This is a genomic window from Clostridium sp., from assembly GCF_050717535.1.
In the GTDB taxonomy this organism is placed as follows: Bacteria; Bacillota; Clostridia; order Clostridiales; family Clostridiaceae; genus Clostridium_AD.
This window is the reverse complement of sequence record NZ_JBOITM010000090.1, coordinates 1-20,234: the sequence shown is the minus strand read 5'-3', so window position 1 is coordinate 20,234 and position 20,234 is coordinate 1. Positions and strand designations below refer to the sequence as shown.

The window sequence follows — 20,234 nt, the reverse complement described above, 5'->3', positions numbered from 1 at the left end:
TAGAAATTACATTTTACATATTTATTTCTCATCTATATCCCTCCATTATTTATAATCAATATTATGATTATCCCACAAAAATCCTGTAATTACTTCCAACCGTGCTAATTATGATATAATAATATCATAATTAGCACATATAGGAGGATTACTATGTCTATTATTCTGATGAATAAATAAATGTTTACAAATTTCACCTAATGCTTTACATGTTTTTTTCAAGGGTATTCCTAAAATATGTAAAACGGTCATAATATAGCGGAACTTTAAACTATGAAATACATCTTCACGACAAAAAAGCACTCCATCACTGAAGTGTTTTAACTTGCTCTTATTATCTACAGTGTTTCTAGTTATTTTCCATTTTCACAAGTAGATTTTTTTTATTTCTTATTGTTAATTTATAATCCGAATCAATCTCTAATGCTTTATTATAATATTCTAAAGCTTCATCAAATCTCTTCATTTTCTCTAATGCATATCCTTTATTATTATATGCACCTATTTCTTCATCATTAATTTCAAGCACCTTATCATAAAATTTTAGAGCTAATTCATATTTTCTTTTTTTATCATAAATATATGCCATTCTGAAATACACATTTTCTAACTCTTCATTAAATTGAACTGCCCTTTCAAAATCAGACAAAGCATCTTCATACTGCTTTAACATTTCAAATGAAATTCCTCTCTTATGATATGCCTCTCCATTCTCAGGATTTAATTCTAATACTCTATTAAAGCATTCTGTAGCTTTATTAAATAATTTTTTATCATTTAACAGATCGCCCTTCTGTAAATATCCAATCTCAGAGCTTGGTTGTAGCTGTATTATTTTATTATAGCATTTTAATGCAGTCTCATATTTACCTTGCTGCTGATATATTTTTCCTTTTTCAAGATATGCTTCAACATAAGTCTCGTCCATTTTTATTATCTTATTGTAAATTTTAATGGCTTTATCTTGTTTTTCAAGACAATCTAGTACATTGCCTTTTCTAAGATAATATTTTTTTTCATCTCTCTTGATATTAATTGCTTTATCATAACATCGTATGGCCTCATCATAACTATTAATATTTTCAAATACAATACCTTTACTATAATATGCACGGTCATTTTTCGCATCTTTTTCAATTACAATATCAAAATACTTTAATGCCTCTTTATAATTTTTCTGGTCAATTAATACATTGCCAATATTATTAAGTGCACGTAAATTTTCAGGTTCTATTGCTATTGCTTTTCTTGTATTAACCAACGCTTCCTCTAAATTATTCATTTCAAAATTTATACGTCCTTTTAAAACATAGTTATCAGCTTGTCCTGCGTCTATTTGTAAAGAGCTATCAATACACTTTAGAGCCTCGTCATTATTCCCCATATTACATAAACTTTCTGCTTTTTTATTGTAAAATTCATATCGATTAGGATATAAATTTATTGCCTTATTACATAATTTTATCAGTTCATCATAATTTTCTGCTTCGCCAATATCATTTATAATTGTCAATATTTCATCTGCACTTTTAGAGTCTAAACCCTCAAATGATTTTATTGATTTATCATTTTCATTTGCATTTTCTCCATGTATATTTAATATGATTGAATTATCTTCATCTTTATTATCCTTTTGGATCTTATAATCAATTTTATTTCCTTTATCAATGTTTATCCATATTGCAAGCAACTGTAAATTACTTGGTATACTAAGTCCCCCTCTTGACATAGGATGTATATGGTCTATTTGAAAATTCACTTTATTTTTACTCTTAAAATCACTAATTGCACAATGATAATATCCTTCTGAATCTTTTGCGTTATTGTATACAGCATTTACAAGACTTCTCCAGTAATTTATATCTTTTTCTTTAATTTCATATATTGCTAACTTTGTAATATCAATATTTTCAGGGATATTTTTTGGTTTTACATCTATTACATTTTTATATTCTTCAGGATTTGACACTTTATGAAGTTCTATGTCAATTTGATTTAGAAAGAATTTCTTGTTATGTCCAAAAAACACTTTTAAAAAGCTTTGTTCATCTTGCCATAATAAATCTAAATACTCCTTCTGTTTTTTTATGCTTAAATCATTATTCCATATGTATTTAGCAGTCTCTGACAGATCAAAATTATTTCTATCGTCAAAATCAAGAAAAATCGGCTTTGTTTCATTTAAAGCATAATATCTAAGAACATCTTTTATATCTTCATTTTTATAATTTATAGGATTATAGTATCCCTCAAAGTATTCTTTTTTTACAAATGTACACAAATAATCCAATTCATAATCATCAAGAAATTCTTTTTCACTAAGGTTTTTTTCTTTAAATATTAAATCAAGATCATTAATAAAATCTTCATAGGCTTGTTTAAAACTATCATAAACTATGATGCCACAATTTTTAGTATATTCTTCACTATCTCCTGAAGAAATAAGTATTGAAAATGAATACATCCCAACAGGTATTCGCTCAATAAAATCTACACTTTCTAATTCTGATGTATCAATAGTTCTATCCATTATTTTTGCAAACTCTTCCATAAGGCTTATTGCTACTAGTCTTGTTATATATTCTTTTTTCTCATTTTTAATTTCCGGAATAGCACCAGATCCACTTGCAATAAGTGTTTCTGGGTTAACCCACGCAATCTTATCATTCCAATTATCAATAAAACTTACAATATAGGCCTTTTCAGTTCCACCTGCTGCAACACCTCTAAGTGCTCGTCCTACCATTTGTGTCATTAATATTGTTGATATTGTTGGTCTTGTTAAAAATACAGATTGTACTTTTGGTAAATCTATTCCCTCAGTTAATATATTTACGTTGATAAGTATATTAACTGTTCCATCTTTAAATCTTCTAATTTTATCCTCATTCTCTTTATTCGAAATAGTAACTTTCGTGTACATATCTCTGATACTTGAAACAATAAACTCAGTTGGCACACCACTTTGATTAAAAAGTGCATTTAAGGTAATAGCATGGTCAATATCAATTGCAAACAAGAGCATTTGATCATATTTTTCTCTATTTTCAATATAATGATTCACTATCATCTTATTTCTCTCTTTATTTTTTGCAATCTTTATAGCAATACTCTCAGGAATACTATCAAATGCTTGAATACTTTTAACATCTCGATCTGTAAGTTCACTTGCAATATCCATCTTTGTATTTAGTTCTTCAAATATTGGATCAGCAAGTATTTTTCTACTTATAAGGGTTTTTAAATCTATGCCATATGCTATTCCATTAGTAAATATATTTCCAAGAATGCCTTGTTCACTTTCAGCTGTTCTAAAAGGGGTTGCAGTGAGCCCAAGCATTTGAAACCATTCATTATTTTCAGTATCAAGTAAATTTATTATGTTTCTATAAGATTTTGCTGGAGCATGATGTGCTTCATCAATGATTAATACAATATTATTTTTGTTCTTACTAATCCACTTTTTAAGGTATTCTATGCCGTAATTCAAACTATCTTTGCTTGCTATTATAAAATCATCATCCGTCTTAATATTTACTGGTCTATCATGCATTCCTGATATAACTCTATAATTAAATTCTTTCTTATTTGGCAATATATCTGAATATGCACTATTTTCTATAGTATATTTAGCCTGATTTAACAGTTCATGACGATGTGCTATCCATAAAACTTTTCTGTTTTTATCAATGGCATTTCTTAAAACCCAAGATACTGCAGTAAATGTTTTCCCACCGCCAGTGGGGAATACTAGCATGCCCTTATATCTATTTTCACCAGATAATTTATTTAATTTATTAAGTGCTTCCAGTTGATGTGCATATAATTGTTTAGGATTTTTCCCTCGTGAAACCACTATTTTGCCTACATGTTCATTCAATAATTGATTCATTTCTTTCCCCCCGCTGTTAAAATAAATTACCGCAATATCTGTTATATTAGCCTCATACTAATCCTTGCAGTAATAATACAATTACATTATATCCTAAAATTATTTAATTCCCCATAAAATTCAACATTTTTCAATGAGCAATTCTATTTTTGATAACAACATTTCATAAAGAAAGTCTCCATTTCTACAGGTGGGAATAAAATCTTCATTTGCTATAATTTTTTTCTATTCTTACCTAATCTTTATGTAATGCAAACCACTTTAATAAGTGTGGCCTGTCATTGTTTGCAGGAACTTCATACCACTCTGAACATAAAAAATAGCTTTCACCATAAATCTTAATCAGTGATGAGTAATACCTCTTAGGACTTATACCACTTGTTATACTTGCCTTTTGAAGCAACGGATATTGTATATCAAAGGTTTCTTTTGAATAACCCCTTGTTTGCATTAAATCTATTTCTTCTTTTGATACATCACCATTTTCAAGCATTTCGCGTAGCACGGTTCTTACTATAACCCCAATTTTCATTTCTTTAAGTTCATCTATATTTCTGCGTTTTATGTCATCGGATTCCCAAAAATCCTGTCTTTGAGTTCTGTCTGCTTTATTCTCTGTTTTAAGTGCTTTCCCTGTAAATAAATCATACTTAGATAAAATTTCCACAAATAAATTGGATTCATCTGCTGCATCCCCTAACATGCTAATCACGGGCTCAACAAACTCTTCCATAAAATTTTCACTATTAATAATTTGTATTTTATAATTCAATCCTAATTTTTTTAGAACAGCTTCAATATCTCTAACACATGCGTTTATATGATTTATTACAGAGGGCTCTATTTTGGGAGTTGCGAGTATAAATGTTCCGTTGGCAAAGCCAAAATAACCATACATGCACATGACTGTTATAATACATTTTTTTATTACTCTAAATATAGTTTCTTCCTGTGTTCCATAACATAACTTAGCTTCGTTAAATGCAATATCCATTGCATAAATGTGATTTTTGTTGTTAGCAAATGATATGCCTATTATATCTAACTCTGCTTTTGATAGCAGCTCCTCTATACTTCTATTACCCTTGTGTAAATTATAACCATGTTTTGTCATGAAAACATTTGAGCTATTTTTAATAATCTCCTCTAAAACCTCATTATGTTGGAGTTCCCAATCAGAAGAAGGTTTGCATTTTGTTTGCACCATTTGACATTCTTTGATATATCGAAGCCAAGATATAAGTAGCGACTGTAACGTTTCAATTTTCATATTTGCTTCCTCCTGTATAACAATTTGTTAAAGTATGAACAATTGCACTTCTCACTTTATATAAATTTTATTAATGATACTTTAAAGATACTAATTTAGCTAGCATAGTATAATTCTATCTCACTAATCTTACCGCTTTCAATATTTAAAATTTTCCCAATATTAATAATTCCAGCTTTTTCTCTATCACAATAATTTTCATCTGCATAACTTAAAGTGATTAAGTCATAAATCAACAATAACTTAGTCTTTCTTTCCGTTATCCCAGATAAAATATCCTCTACATTTTCTTTTCTATCTACAATAGCTACTATTAACTCCTCTGACTGCTCTTTGTTTAACCCAAACATATCAGCAATATTTAATATGTACTGCTTTTCCCTAACATCAAATTCTTCATCAATTGTGGCAATATAAACCAGTGACTTTAAATAAGCTATTTATTCTATTTCGTTCACAATATACATCCCCTTTTTAATAAAGATTATAAATACTATCATCTTCTAACTTAATTAAACATTTTTGTTTAATTAAGTTTATGATTGTATACATTTTAGATTCGACAATAACTATACGTTACCTCTATTTTTTATGTTAATACTCAGGATATGTTTTAAGGTATTCCCTTTTGGAAATCCCTCTTACTATTTTTCTAACTTATAACTTGAATGCAACATTTCATAATTATCATTCGACATAAACCACCAGATAGCAGGTTACATACAGAGATTCTATCTCCCAGTAAAAAAGCAAACCCCATTGTCTCTAATTTATAAGAAACAATGGGGTTTTAAATTTGGCCCATAGCAAGACAGGTTATTTTTGCTATATGCTTTGTATACAGCACATTTGACTTTAAAGACTTTGAAATAATTGAACGAATAGTTCTTTTAAATAAGTACTCACAGCATAAAAATATAATAATTAAACTTACAAAATAAATATTGCCTCTACCATATTAATATTACATATATCTTTACTATTAAAGGGTTTCTTAATTTCAGTAATTCTTGGTTTTTAGACTTATATTAACAGTTGAAAATATACAAATCAAAACATAGAGTGTATTTAATACAACTTGTTCCTTTTAGCAAACACTAACAACCAGTTATTGTAATGTCCCCTCAGGTCGTATTAAAAGCCGGATTTTTTTACTTTTTACTAATCCTCCGCAAATAGTTGCAGAACCTATAGTGGTTGCCAACATCTTTTCATATTTTTAAATTTTACAATAAATTTCAATTCCATCTCTAGCTATCTGTTTTTCTATATTCTCATTTAATGAGTCTAAAAAAACAATATCACAAGAGTATACTCCTATAACATCATTAATTTCTTCTACAATGGTCCCTTTACTTTTGCCTATAAAGCTAATACATAAATCTATATCTGAATTTATATTTTCTGTTCCTTTTGCTCTTGACCCAAATATTATGACTTTTTTTATGGTGGTGTTATTTTGGAAATAATAAATTAAGTTTTTATATACGTGTTTATCTATTCCGTACATGTCAAATTACCTCTTTTGATATCTTGCTTAATAAATCTTCTATGGCACCTGTATAATAATTTATTATCTTATTTTTAATTTCTTCATAGTCTTCCTCATCATAGATATGTGCTGTAGAGTTTCGTGATAGTAAAATATCATTCCAAATTTCTATATTATTGATTAATCCTTCTTTGAATGCTTGCTTATAACACTCTCTTGGATTATTTATTTCTAAACCTGAAGCTTTAAAAATCTTTGATAGTAACTTCCAAGTTAAATCTTCTAATGTTTCGTATTTTTTAATAATAGAATCTCTATAAACTTCCATTGTTATATCATCTGGATCTTTTATACTATTAAAATTATATGTAATATTCTTTAGATGAACTAACATTCTATATGCATAATTATATGTTAATTTTATTGACTCATCGTATTTATCTAATATTCCCATAATATTCAATCATCCTTTCTAAATTATCAAACAAAAACTACCATTTATGATGTGTCCACGATTAAATTAAAAAAATTATTTTCTTTTGCTTCGTATGTAATGAAGGCAATTTTTAATAACCATATATTTCATTATTATTATTTTACCCTACAAATCTTTTTTAATCAACCAATTTATAAGTTAATAGCTTATTTTTACATGAATGTAAAAATAAGTATCCCAGGGGTACTTGCCAGGGAGGAATGACCGAGATTGCTACTGATATATACCCAGGGAACATAATCGTATATACATGAAAGATGAATATACGAGCTAAACTTAATAATTTTAAAAATACCCGCAGCTGCAGTTGTAGTGAGAACAGATATTTATCATCTGTCGCAAGATGGATTAACGACGAAAATGAAGAGACATCTGACAAACTCGAAATACTATAGTAAAATAAATATGAAACATAAAATTGAAATAATTTATATGCAAAGGAAGTATACAATGAGAGAAAATGTAAAATTGCGACATCCAAGATATCTTAAAGAATTTAAATGTATAGGTGGAAAATGCACAGATAGCTGTTGTATTGGATGGGATATAGATATTGATGAGGTTACCTTCAGGCAGTATTATAAAGTTCAAGACAAAAAAATGAAGCTCATGTTACAGAAAAATGTGCATATTAATGATTATTACCTAAGCCCTGATATAGATTATGGAAAAGTAAAATTAAAAAGTGGGAAACGGTGTGCTTTTTTAGATGAAGATAATTACTGTATAATTCATTCTAAAATTGGAGAGAAATATCTTTCAAATGTTTGCACATCTTTTCCTAGAATAACAAATAAAGTAGATAGGTATTATGAAATGTCCCTAGATGTAGCATGTCCCGAAGCTGCAAGAATTCTTTTATTAAAAGAAGAAGGCATTGAATTTACGGAAAGTTACGAGCCACTCGGAAAACATATATTATCAAGTGATATTGAAACTACATCTACAGAATATAATAACTCACCCGTTAAATATTTTAAAGAGATTAGAGATTTGAGTATTAAAATAATACAAAACAGAGAATTTAATTTAAGTGAAAGACTGTACATATTAGGTGATTTTATAAGCACATTAGAAAAAGAACTTAAACATAAGTATAATGATGTACCTACATTTATTAAACAATATAATATGAATTCAGTTAATGATTCTTATGAAAAAAATCAATCAAGTTATATTCTGCAGATGGATTTTTTCAAAAAGATGATGGGTTTCTTAAATGTATCTAAAGAAGTTGATAGTCATTCTTTTAAGGAATATACTAAGCAAATTATAAGAGGATTTAAGTTTGATGAAGGAGAAGACATTAGCAAATACTCTGAATTGTATGTAAAATCATATGAATATTATACTGAAAATTTTATAAATAATAATAGCTATATTTTCGAAAATTATTTAGTAAATTTTATGTATAACTACATGTTCCCATTTACTGAATCGGAATCAATTTTTGATGGATATATTTTGCTTTTAGTAAGATACTCATTTATTAGATTTTATTTAGTTGGGAAATATGTATGTAATAATAGTGATAACAAAAAAAATATGGTTGAATTTATCCAGTCTTTCTCAAAGACCATAGAACATCATAGAACATATTTAGTTGATTCGCTAAATTATATAAAAGAAAATAAATTGGATAATATGGAATTTGCTAAAAACCTTCTATAGCAAGGCGACCCGTTGGTCCGCCAATGACCCCTATGGGTAACCCGAAGTTCACTACCAATCCCTGTAAGATGCCTGTCACCTTTTAAACATTAAATATAGAAAAAAGACAAAATCTACTTTAAATTAGATTTTGCCTTTTTATCATCATCAGTAGCATTAAATTTTATGAAGCTCATAAAACCATGGTATTTGTTTTGGTCAGCACTAGTTTTAATTTTATGTTTTGTTACAAACTCTTCGATGTATTTACAAAACTCTTTTTCCTGCTCCTCTGTAAAATATAAATCTGTCGTAGTTAATCTTCTATCTGTTTTTTTATCATTATTTGCTATATGATTCATTTGTTCCAAGAAAATATTCTTGCTACTTTTGTAAAGTTCAGCAACCATTCTTTGCGTCTCACCTAACATTACAGATTTATATCCATCATCTATATCATCATCACATTTTACTTCAAAATTTTCTGCAGTAGCTGAATAATATTTAGCAATTATACCGTTAATTTCTTTAGTGTATATAAGTTCTAATATACCTAATTTCTCCATTTTTTTAACGTGGTAATACACTTTTGCTGGAACCTGCTCTAGACTATCCGCTATTTGTTTTACAGTAGCGGGTACATTCATAACATCCAAGGTATTCAAAATTCTTATTTTGTAAGGATCAGATATGGCCTTTACCTGTTCTATAGTCGATAGTATTTTACTCTTTTGCATTATATATCACCTCCTTTTGATATCTAGTGTTAAGAACCTTTAAACCCTTACACCATATTGGTTTTACTTTAAATACATGTACTTTTCGTATCATTTTAATATACTACCGCATTCCATATAGGGCAAAAAACGCACCCTATACTCCATTTTGTCTCATTATAGTTACTTTAATTACTAGCACTATATTTATAGAATTTCATGTTGTTTTCAGAAGAAAAAACAAACATAAACTACTATAAATATTATCTAAATTACTACACTATATTCTAAGTCTATTATAACTTATTTTGTTCCACTACTGAGCCACCTCACGGAAATTTTTATTTGAAATAAGGGATAGTGATATTAAAATTATTATTATTCCCATTGCTCCAAATAACGCTGATATTGAAACATATTCACTTATAATTCCAGAAGCAGCACAGCCAATTGGCGTAGCACAAATACATACCATGTTTAATACAGCAGATACACGTCCTAATATTTTTCTTGGAGTTACATTTAAAAAGTAAGTTTGTACTGGGCTTGAAATGATAGGTACTAAAAATCCCATTAATCCAAATAATACACTTGATAAAATACAAGATATCGTAGTACTCTTAATAATATTTCCCGGTATAGAAAGTAGTGCATAACTTACACCGACGGAAAAGAACCCCACTATAATAAGATTCGATATTTTAAAACGAGCACCAAATTGTGCTACTAAAAGCCCTCCAAGGATCATTCCCACAGTTAATGAGATTCCTAGAATACTTAGCATTTCAGGACCACTGTTCAAGTTTTCCTTAACAAATGCCGGTAACAATACAGCTATAGGTGAAAGAAATAAATTTATTAGTGCAAATAAAACTATAATAATACGTAGTAATTTGTTGTTTTTTATAAATAATAAACCTTCTTTTAGTTCGACAAAATAAGAGTTTAAAGTCAAATCATTTACACTTTTAATATCATTCTTTATTTTAATAAAAAGTATCAGAATGGCAGCTATAAAAAATGTTGCACCATCTATAAATATTGCTCCAGAAATACCAAAAACAGCAATAATAACCCCAGCTGCAGCGAGCCCAATAAGTTCAGCAAATTTGTATACAGATGACGATATAGCACTAGATGTTAAGAAAAGTTCTTTAGGTAAAAGCAATGGTAATATAGCGCTTTGTGCAGGCATGGTAAAACTCTCAAATGTTGAGTTTATAAATGTGATTACAAATAAATGCCAGGGTCTTAATAATTTTGTCATAAATAAAAAGGCTACTATAGATACCATAAGGCCTCTCCCTGCATATCCTAGTATTAATACAGTCTTTTTCTTTAATCTATCTACTAACACTCCTGCAAAAGCACTAAATAAAATACTTGGAATTGCATTCACAGCTAAAATTGTACCTAATAAAAGTTTTGAACCTGTTAAGATATAAACCATCCATCCAAAAGCTATGGAATCTAATGAATCACCAAAACGAGATATAAGATTTGCAAAAATAAAAGTTAAGTAACTTTTATGAGGAAGTAACCCCTTAATTCCTATTTTTTTATTTATTTCTACAGTTTCCATTTATACACGCCCCCAAATAAAATAATTTTGACGTTAAATTTATTTTAACGTCAAAATTATTTTATCACATTGCTTTGTAAAATGCAATATATTAACAATTAATTTTAAAAATTTACGTTGCTATAATTCACCCACTACACCTCCGAGGTCCAGAAAATTACCAGGTACAATCATTAAGATTAAAATTTAATTAAAAACTTTTGAATTTTGATATAAACGCAGCAAATACCTATAAAACGCTTCTATATCTTCATCTTTAGCTTATTTTTACATTAATGCAAAAATAAGAACCCCAGGGGTATTTGCGAGGGATGAATGACCAAGTTTGCTATATATACACTAATTATATATTATTTAGCAATAATTCAAAAAACAAAAGGTGCATTTTATACCATAATTAGGTTAAAATACACTCTTTAATGAAAATAAATATTCTGTTTTTTTATGTTTTATTTATATACAAGCATACTGCTAGTTAAAATTTAAAACACTTTTATATCTTCTTTAATCTTAAAACAATAAATGTTATAGTTATACTTACCATCGAGTGTATCTATATCTAAAAACAATACATGTTAAGGTTGTGTTATAAGGAACTAAGCTCCGAATAAGGAAATTCTATTATATTCATGTATGAAAGAAAGCTATATTTGTCTAGCTTTTTGCTGTTCTAAATTTAATTTATACCCATATTCTTATTGCTCCTACAACAACTACAATTGTAGATATAATTATATATATAACATTTTTCCAGACATGTTTCCAACTGAAATCATCTTTAAAATATTTGGAATTAATAATGCTACTTATATTTATAACGCCAACTAAACTCCATAAAATAAGCCATCGTGTTTCTTTAAATATGTTTTTATTGATAAAGAAATAACAAACAACTATACCTAACATAGCAATGAAAACAATGTATTGAACATTAATGTTGATTTTTTTTAATGAATTTTTACTAAGCATATCATCCCTCACTTTTATTATACAGAAATTTCAAGCAAATAATACTTAAAAACATTATAACATAATTTTACTATAAATAAGCAAATATGTAAGTAGCTTATATTTTAAAGCCTGTACAACCTCAATTGCAAAAGTAAATTCCACCCCCAATACATTAAACAATGGAAGTTAGTCTTACAAAATAAAGTTTTATTAACTTTCATGCTGGTTACAATACAACTTCTGCAAAGAATGAAAATGTAATCACTTATTATTTAATAAAAGATAGATATGAGATTGGCATTACCACACTAACTACTCCCTATGGTTCAGCGGTCAGAGTATATAATAAAGAACGTACTCTCTGTGATTTTATCCAAAAAGGAGTAGCAAACTTAGTCGTGCCTCCTTCGTAAGCACCTCGTTTAAGGAGCATACTCTAATATGCTACTCAAGCTTAAATATTTTAACAACACCTAATATAGTCCATCATTTATATATATCATCGTAGTCTCAACATTAATCTTAATGGGCTTCCTAAGCCACTTAAGATTAGCTTATTTTTACATAAATGTAAAAATAAGCACCCTAGGGGTATTTGCAAGGGAGAAATGACCGAGTTTGCTACTATTCTACCCCCAAAGCCTTAAACACCGCATCTTCTCCACTCTGATAAAAAGATATTTGAAACTTAGCAAATAATTCTGCAGGAACCATTGCAATATCTACTGCGGATGACATTGGAATTAAGATTTTCTTTGCTCCACTATCAAAACATACCTGAAGTACATTCGCCAGTTCTTCAACCTTATTTATAGTTCCTCCAATACTCATAGAACCTAAAACAACAATCTGACTTTGTGCTGGTTTATTTAAGGCCCCTGAGCAAAGTGCAATAAATGCCGTTAAAGCAAGTTCACTAGTAAGCCCTACCCCATGTATATCCTGCACATGCATTTGGTAATCCTTTGTCGATGTACTTATTGTTCCACTAATGTTCTTAGCATTTGCTTTAAAGAATCTGAATGCTGTTTCAATTGCTTCCTTTGCTTCTCTATCAGACCCGAGTCCTGTTTTTTCAAATTTGCCTGAACCAGTAACTACTTGTGTCTCAATCTTATATGCTCCAATCATCCCAGACTTTCCTCTTCCGATTGTATATATATGACCTGGTTTTCCCATACCTTCTGGTATGATTTTACCTCCACCTTGTTCTAGAACTGGAACAAATTCCTCATTCATTGTTTCCATATCTATATAGGAGAACTGAACATCATAGAATTCCATGCCACCTATCTTCTTTAACTGCTCCTTAACTCTCCTTCTACCTACTAGAGCATATATTAATACTTCTTCTACTTCATCTCTTCCAAATTCTCCATTTGGATATAATAACTTAATAAGTCCGGATACAGTTTTTCTAACCGATATTACATCCCTTTGATTTAAGTTATTTCCTAATTTAAAATATTTTTCATAAGCATCAGAGAAAGTTTTCTTTCTCATTTCTCTTAAAAACTCAGCAAGGTAATCAACTATGAATCCATATTCATCTGTAAAAAATTCTGGTCTCATTTTAGGAATTTCCCAACCTGGTATATAGTAATGCACTCTATCAAAGAAGGCACTATCATAGGCCATTGCTTCTGGAAATGGTTCAAATAAGTGTGACGTCTTTAGTAGCACCTCAACACTTTGATTAATATTTCCTACAAAAACCATGGAGGCATTTGCATTTTTTTCTTCGCGACCTCTAGCAAAAGAACCTGATGCCATATAATCTTTCATTATTTGAATTCCATCATTGTCTTTAAATGTTATTCCAGCGACTTCATCAAAAGCCACACAATCCCACATCCCAACAAGTCCAATTTTCTTACTAGCCATATTGTAGAATAGATTTGCTACAGTAGTTTGACCACCAGATATTAGTATTGAGTTAGGAGATATTTCTTTATAAATATGTGATTTTCCTGTTCCTCTTGGCCCGAGTTCACAAACGTTATAGTTATTCTCTACTAGTGGAACTAATCTTTCTAGTAAATGCCATTTCACTTTATCTTCAAATTGAGTTGGTTCCATTCCAGTGGCACGAAGAAGTGCGTCTATCCATTCATCTTTAGTAAAGTTTTTTCTCTGCTCGAATAGTTCTTCTAAATCAACGTTTGGCATCTGTATTGGCGTAAGGCCGTCTATACTAAAAGGACTTACCCCTTTTAATTCTTCCTCAAAAAAGTAACCCATTTTAAGGATGCACCATATACCACCAGCCAATAACTTTTCAAATTCCTTTACAAAATGAGAAGAGATTGCCACACCTTTTAATCCAAGATTTGAAAACTCCGCTTCATATATATCTTTTCTCTCATTTAATTTAACAGTTACCTTATCTATAACAGTATATTTTCCTAGTTCTTTAATCTTTGATTTAATTTTTTCTGATTCGTCAGGTCTTACAAAGTTATCAGATAATATTTTTTTTACTCTTTCAACACCGTCATTTATGCTATCTTCATCATCTGTAGCACAGTACATTCCAAGCAAATATTCAAGCACGTAAACAGGAACATTTGCTCCTTCTTTAATTTTTTTAGTTAGGTCTTTTCTTACAACCTTACCTGCAAAATAAGTGTTTAGTTTTTTACTTAGTTCATCCATTTTATCTCTCCTATAACAAAAATCCCTTACTTTTAACTCTTCTATACAGTTTTTTCTCATTTTTGTATATATATAGCCAATCTATTATAGTCTCTTGATTAATATCTTAGCTTTTTCGATTTCACTTACTGGCGTTTGTCGTGTTTTTTTTAGAAACCCATTTAAAAAATTATCTTTCTTCCCTTTTCAAAATAAAGTATTCTAATTTCTCTACGGCCTGATAACGTCGTCCGAAATTCCTTTATTTTACCTTCTATTGGTTTGGATAACCTTCCTGGATCTTCTCCCTTAACTGTAAGCTCAATCAACTTCTCCATATCATCGACTATTACAATTAAATCGTCATTGTGTAAATGTGCTTCATCTACCAATTCTCTAAATAAATCCCTTCCTAACGATAATCCAAAACTATCATATAAACTATGTTTTAGTAATAGATATTTTAAGCTATCTATTTTACCAGTTTGTCTAAATATTTTTAGTAATATATTCTTATTACATAAATTATCAAGCATAAATTCTTCATTATCTTTCTTAATCTTAATTGAGCTTTCCAAAAATTTATCATGAACAAAAGACACTACTGGTAGAGTTCTCTCCAGTGCCTCTGCTAAGCAATAACCATTCATGCTAGTTGTATATTCACATTTGTATATTGATTTATTTGAAGATTTTATTTCATCACTCCAATAGGGATTAATTAACATCATTTTTAAACGTGCCGTTTCTGCACTACCTTTTATATTTATAAGATCATATAATGATTTATTTTTAGTAATCATTATATTATATGTTTCGTAGCTCTTATGAATTTTAACTTCTAAATTTTCTAATATCTTTAAAGTTGGAAGTGTTATTTCAGCCAAACTATCTAAAAATTCTTCAATGCTTAAAAACTGGCCATCTAGGGAAAAATCATTTACTATTACACTCATATCTATATTCCTAGCATACTATCTAAATCTATTTCAAATTGATCAAATAAATCTTTTGGCGGGTCAAGAATTCTGCCCCTTTTAGAAATTTTAATTTCACTATTTATTGTACAGTTTTTATCATCTAAGCTTAAAAAATTAATAGACACATCCTCATTGCATATAGTATTATTAGCTATAGCAACTCTAAGTCCATTAAAAAAGTGATCGCTATGTGTTTCAATTACTAACTGTCTGCTTGCTTTTGAAATAAAAATGAAGAATTCAGTTAGCCTAGACTGCGCTTTGGGATGCAAATGGATTTCAGGATTTTCTATTATAAAAGTCTCATTTTCTTTTAGAGAAAGGCATATAATTATAATGCTAATTATATAACTTAATCCAGATCCTGTATTTTTTGTTCTTACTTTTATACCACTTGCTCCGCTAAATTGCGCCTTTAATCTATCTGTTTGCTTTATATCTTCTGTCTTTAGACTACCTCCTATAATATAGTTGAACCAGTAATTAACATTGTATTCTAAGGTTCCACTTATATTATCAACTAATAAACATTGTTCAAGTACATATCCCATATGTTTATCAAAATAGGATAAACAATACTCTCCTTGTAATCCAAATTTATAAATTTCCTTTGTGTTTTTTTCATAAGTATCCATATGACCTATACGTGCAGCTGATAAATAATATAATTCTTTATCAAATTCTATATTAGACTTTAAAAAGTCATTGCCTGTGAGTGAAGCTTTTAAATCATTAAATACTAATTTACAATTACCAGTGTTATCTTCAATATTTATAATTATATCTTTTGCATTAGTATTGGAATTTCTTAGTTCTCTAAAATCTCCCATTGATACTAAATTGCCATTTAAATTAGGTTTATCATTTGATATATTCTGACTTGCTAATAATAAACTTTGTATTATTGTTGATTTTCCTGATGAATTAACTCCTACCAATAAGTTCAAATTTTTAAAACTTAATTTAATATTATCAATTGATTTAAGTCCTTGTACCATTAAACTATTAATCACCAATTATCACCTCACGAAAACTTTCTAAGTTTTTATTAAATCTATCCTCGACTTTGTTCACAGCATCCCTATGATTTGCAATATTGTCTAAAAATACAGGATCATTTATCATTGCAAAATATTTTTCTTTTATAATTCTATCTAAATTAACATTATCCCCAAGCATTATCATAATATAAACCAATACTTCAAATACATTCATGTTAATAGGCGATTTATTTCCTGCTTCACTTCTTGTTAGCCTAAATGCATCTTCACCTAATATTCTATATGAATTTCTCATAGATACTTTGAATTTTTCTTCTAAATTAATTAAAATTATATCTTTTGCATAATTTAAAAATTCCATAGTTTTACCTAAAAAATCATCAATATCTCCTTCATATTTAATCAACTTTCCCTGCTCATCAGTTAATGATTTTTCGGCCCATAAATAAAAAGCTATTGATCGTAATATTGTATATTTATCTTTCATTCTCTTTGGTTTTAATCCATTATATGTAGCTACCTTAAACAAATCATCTTTAGCTAATTTTTCTAATAATTTTGTGGAATTTCCTTGATATAACGCATTTCTCATTTCCTGATTATTTAATGGAGTCCCACCCCTATTTACCCTATCAAACACATGAAATTTAACACTATCTGGAGTGGGTGGTTTTATAATTTGTGTAATTAATTGATAATCTTCTATCTTCGATTGATATAGTGGATCAATATCATTAAATCTTTTATGTGATATCTTTGTTAATATCTTTAATTCTGTTAATTCAAATTTATTATCTAAAAAATCAAAAAATGCTGTTAGCCTTTGTCTTCCATCAACAACAATTAAGTTTCCAAACTTATCCTCTGATAAGTACATTATCGGTATAGGTAATCCAATTAACACACTTTCAATTAATTCAGATTGTTGCTTTATTTTCCATACTTTTTCTCTTTGAAAATCACTATCTAAAATTATTTGATTTCTCTTATCTGTTTTCGTGTATTCAGTTGAATTACCATTTTGTTTTCTTGTTCTATCATATTTTCTTTTTAATTCGAATATAGAAAAATAGGCTGGATCTATTTTAATATTTTCTACCGAAATTATATTTGATATTTTTTTTTCAGGATTCAATGATTCTTCTCCATCAAGTTCTGGATTTTCATTTTCTATCCCATACTTTTCTTTGTCACTAATCTCCTTCAATACCTTCTCCTCACATATTAAAAGATGTTTTACAGTAAAAACATCTTTTAATTAATTATAAATTCCTATTCTTTAAAATCCAAATTCATTAGCGATAGCAATATCTATATTAAAAGGTATCTTCTCATAGATATTCTCTACTGTTTCTTCTTCATCTTCCATAACCAAATAATATTTTACTGTTTTATCGTATACAATATTTCTCAACGTAAACTTTTCTTTATAACTTCTTTCTTCAGGCTTAGTCGATTTACTATCCACAATAATTATATTCTCATTACTAATTCTATTTCCTTCTTCATCTGCAAAATAAATTTTTAATCTTAAAGGTATTTTTTTATCTTCTACCTTCTCCGTTTGGAAAAATTCTAAATAAGTTATGGCACTTGTAATCTTTCTTGATATATTAGTAAGTTTTACATCTACCTTCTTTATATCAGATTTACCATTTTTACTTTTATCATTCTTGAATCTTATAACTGGCACTACCATTTCTTGCAGTGTTGCTCCACCATGGACAAAGTTTGCACCTTCTCCTTGCACTTTAAATCTATTTGATCCTCTAGGAACAGTAACATACTTGCCGCTATCTTTACCCAATATATAATCCATTGAGAAGCAAATTGTACCTTCCATATCTTCTTTTTTATTGCTAATTATAAATCTTCTCTTAAGCTCCGCAGCATCTTCTACATTCTTAGATGTTTTATCGCTTTCAGTTATTGAGCCACGCTTATATATAAATCCATGGTCTGAAGTTATATATATATTAGAAGCACTAACATTATTAATTAAATCATTTACTAAAGTTTTTAACTCTTTAAAGTCTTCATCCACAGCATTAAATACTTCTCTTTCTGTGGATGCATGATCCCCTCTCGCATCTATAGAATTATGATATATATATATTAATTTCTTTCCAGTAAAAGCCTTTCTAAAATCAGCCCTAGACATTTCAACTATTTCTTTGTATGTAATAGCAACAGCTTCCTGTGAATATTTAGATAAAATCTTTTCTCTATTACTTGTTCCAGAAGAATTAATTCCATCTACTATAACTCCAAACTTATCGTCCATTTCAATATTACTACTAGGAAGTAAACTTGCCATTCCTAATTTTGTATAAGACGGTACTACACCCTGCATATAAGATATCTCTGTAAATCCATTTCTTTCAACATTTAATATATCACTAAACTCTTTAGCAGCCTCATACCTTAATGCATCAGATATAACTACAAACACTCTCTCATTTTTATTTACGTGAGATTTTATAAATGTATTGTAGAAATCCTTTTGCTGAGTAACTAAAGGTATGTTCCAGTTATCTTTTAGTTCCTCGCTAATAGCATTCGACCACTTTACTGATAGTTCATCTACATACCAATTAACATAGATATTCTCTACTTTATCTCGTAATTCCATTAAAGCTTCTTTATTCTCTGCTTTATCAAAAGCTACGTAAAATCTTCTATAGGCTTTATCCACTATATAATACTCATTTACATATTTCTCAATTAATTCATAAGTTTTTTGTTGTCTTATAACCCCACCTAAATTTTTCTTCATTTTAAATAACTCTATAGCAGCATTTATAGCATCGTATTCCTGCTCAAAATCATTAAAGAAGTGAGTTGTTCTTCTTGCTGATATTATTCGTAAATACTTATCATATTCCTCAATATCATTCAATAACTGATCTACTAATTTATTTAAAATAGCCTTGTCAAAATCTTTAAATGTATCACATTTTATGTAGTTATCTAAATCCCACTCTTTTAAATACTGATCTATATTTAATTTACTTCCAATCTTATTTGCAAGTAAATCATATGTTTTAGAGTCAACAGAATGATTCATAAAATGATTTACAAATATTATACAATCTCCTTTTTTAGAAGATACATATTGCTCCCAAGTTTTAGGTATAGTTTCTTCCATTGTGTAATCCAAATTTGTAACCATAAAGAATATCATTAATTTTTCTAAGCCCTTACAAGGTAAGTCTTTATCCTCTAAGTTAAATCCATAATATTTTTCAATTAATCTCCAAAAGGCATCAATATCACCAAATTTCTCTATGGCTTCTAAATATTTATTTTTCTCTCTTAATTCTTCTTCGAATAACACCTTTAATACAGCTTCAATGTCGCAAATATCAAGTTTGCATATTGAAGAAAGCACTGCAATATCAACTTTCTCTTCAGTATAGTCTTCTAATTCATATGATGTAAAAGCAGCATATCTATCTTTATTATTAAAGAATTTTAGATATTTCTTAAATACCCCTCTTAGTGTATAATCTGTTACACCAATATCTCTCATAATAGCAGTAGTTTTATCTGTAGAAAACTCTGTACTGT

14 protein-coding genes are annotated in these 20,234 nt (G+C 28.7%); 1 reads left to right on the top strand and 13 read right to left on the bottom strand.

The features are described 5' to 3' along the window. Positions 1-349 precede the first annotated feature (349 nt). The 5 genes from ACREVU_RS19685 to ACREVU_RS19665 form a co-directional block, all read right to left on the bottom strand. Positions 350-3,892, bottom strand: coding sequence for a tetratricopeptide repeat protein (locus ACREVU_RS19685; RefSeq protein ID WP_431553295.1), 3,543 nt, complete (start codon positions 3,890-3,892; stop codon positions 350-352). Positions 3,893-4,127: 235 nt separating this feature from the next. Then, positions 4,128-5,162 (bottom strand): hypothetical protein, encoded by a 1,035-nt coding sequence (locus tag ACREVU_RS19680; protein ID WP_431553294.1) that lies wholly within the window; start codon positions 5,160-5,162, stop codon positions 4,128-4,130. A gap of 95 nt (positions 5,163-5,257) precedes the next feature. Continuing rightward, the gene (locus ACREVU_RS19675; RefSeq protein WP_431553332.1) at positions 5,258-5,584 is read right to left on the bottom strand and encodes a TerB family tellurite resistance protein; all 327 of its coding nucleotides are present in this window, start codon (positions 5,582-5,584) and stop codon (positions 5,258-5,260) included. A gap of 797 nt (positions 5,585-6,381) precedes the next feature. After that, positions 6,382-6,672 carry a nucleotidyltransferase family protein gene (locus tag ACREVU_RS19670; protein WP_431553293.1) on the bottom strand — a complete coding sequence of 97 codons (291 nt, stop codon included), beginning with the start codon at positions 6,670-6,672 and terminating at the stop codon, positions 6,382-6,384. A gap of 1 nt (position 6,673) precedes the next feature. Next, a complete protein-coding gene (locus tag ACREVU_RS19665) occupies positions 6,674-7,111 on the bottom strand; it encodes an HI0074 family nucleotidyltransferase substrate-binding subunit (RefSeq protein WP_431553331.1) in 438 nt (145 codons plus the stop codon). 489 nt (positions 7,112-7,600) lie between these two features. On the opposite strand from ACREVU_RS19665, the gene fliB reads away from it, so the two are divergent. Beyond that, a complete protein-coding gene (gene fliB, locus ACREVU_RS19660) occupies positions 7,601-8,821 on the top strand; it encodes a flagellin lysine-N-methylase (RefSeq protein ID WP_431553292.1) in 1,221 nt (406 codons plus the stop codon). A gap of 113 nt (positions 8,822-8,934) precedes the next feature. On the opposite strand, the gene ACREVU_RS19655 is transcribed toward fliB, so the two are convergent. The 8 genes from ACREVU_RS19655 to pglZ form a co-directional block, all read right to left on the bottom strand. Further along, positions 8,935-9,537 carry an ArsR/SmtB family transcription factor gene (locus ACREVU_RS19655; protein WP_431553291.1) on the bottom strand — a complete coding sequence of 201 codons (603 nt, stop codon included), beginning with the start codon at positions 9,535-9,537 and terminating at the stop codon, positions 8,935-8,937. Positions 9,538-9,832: 295 nt separating this feature from the next. Further along, entirely contained in the window at positions 9,833-11,098 is a 1,266-nt protein-coding gene (locus ACREVU_RS19650) for an MFS transporter (protein ID WP_431553290.1), read from the bottom strand. Between the two features lie 681 nt (positions 11,099-11,779). Beyond that, the gene (locus ACREVU_RS19645; protein ID WP_431553289.1) at positions 11,780-12,067 is read right to left on the bottom strand and encodes a hypothetical protein; all 288 of its coding nucleotides are present in this window, start codon (positions 12,065-12,067) and stop codon (positions 11,780-11,782) included. 606 nt (positions 12,068-12,673) lie between these two features. Further along, positions 12,674-14,704 (bottom strand): protease Lon-related BREX system protein BrxL, encoded by a 2,031-nt coding sequence (gene brxL / locus ACREVU_RS19640; RefSeq protein WP_431553288.1) that lies wholly within the window; start codon positions 14,702-14,704, stop codon positions 12,674-12,676. A gap of 161 nt (positions 14,705-14,865) precedes the next feature. Beyond that, complete coding sequence (locus tag ACREVU_RS19635; RefSeq protein WP_431553287.1) at positions 14,866-15,639, bottom strand: hypothetical protein; 774 nt, start codon at positions 15,637-15,639, stop codon at positions 14,866-14,868. A gap of 2 nt (positions 15,640-15,641) precedes the next feature. Next, entirely contained in the window at positions 15,642-16,676 is a 1,035-nt protein-coding gene (locus ACREVU_RS19630) for a DUF3696 domain-containing protein (RefSeq protein WP_431553286.1), read from the bottom strand. After that, positions 16,669-17,871 carry a GmrSD restriction endonuclease domain-containing protein gene (locus ACREVU_RS19625; RefSeq protein ID WP_431553285.1) on the bottom strand — a complete coding sequence of 401 codons (1,203 nt, stop codon included), beginning with the start codon at positions 17,869-17,871 and terminating at the stop codon, positions 16,669-16,671. The genes ACREVU_RS19630 and ACREVU_RS19625 overlap by 8 nt, the downstream gene beginning before the upstream one ends. A 72-nt stretch (positions 17,872-17,943) precedes the next feature. Further along, positions 17,944-20,234, bottom strand: a 2,291-nt coding sequence (pglZ, locus tag ACREVU_RS19620) for a BREX-1 system phosphatase PglZ type A (protein WP_431553284.1), incomplete at its 5' end; no start/stop codon positions are given.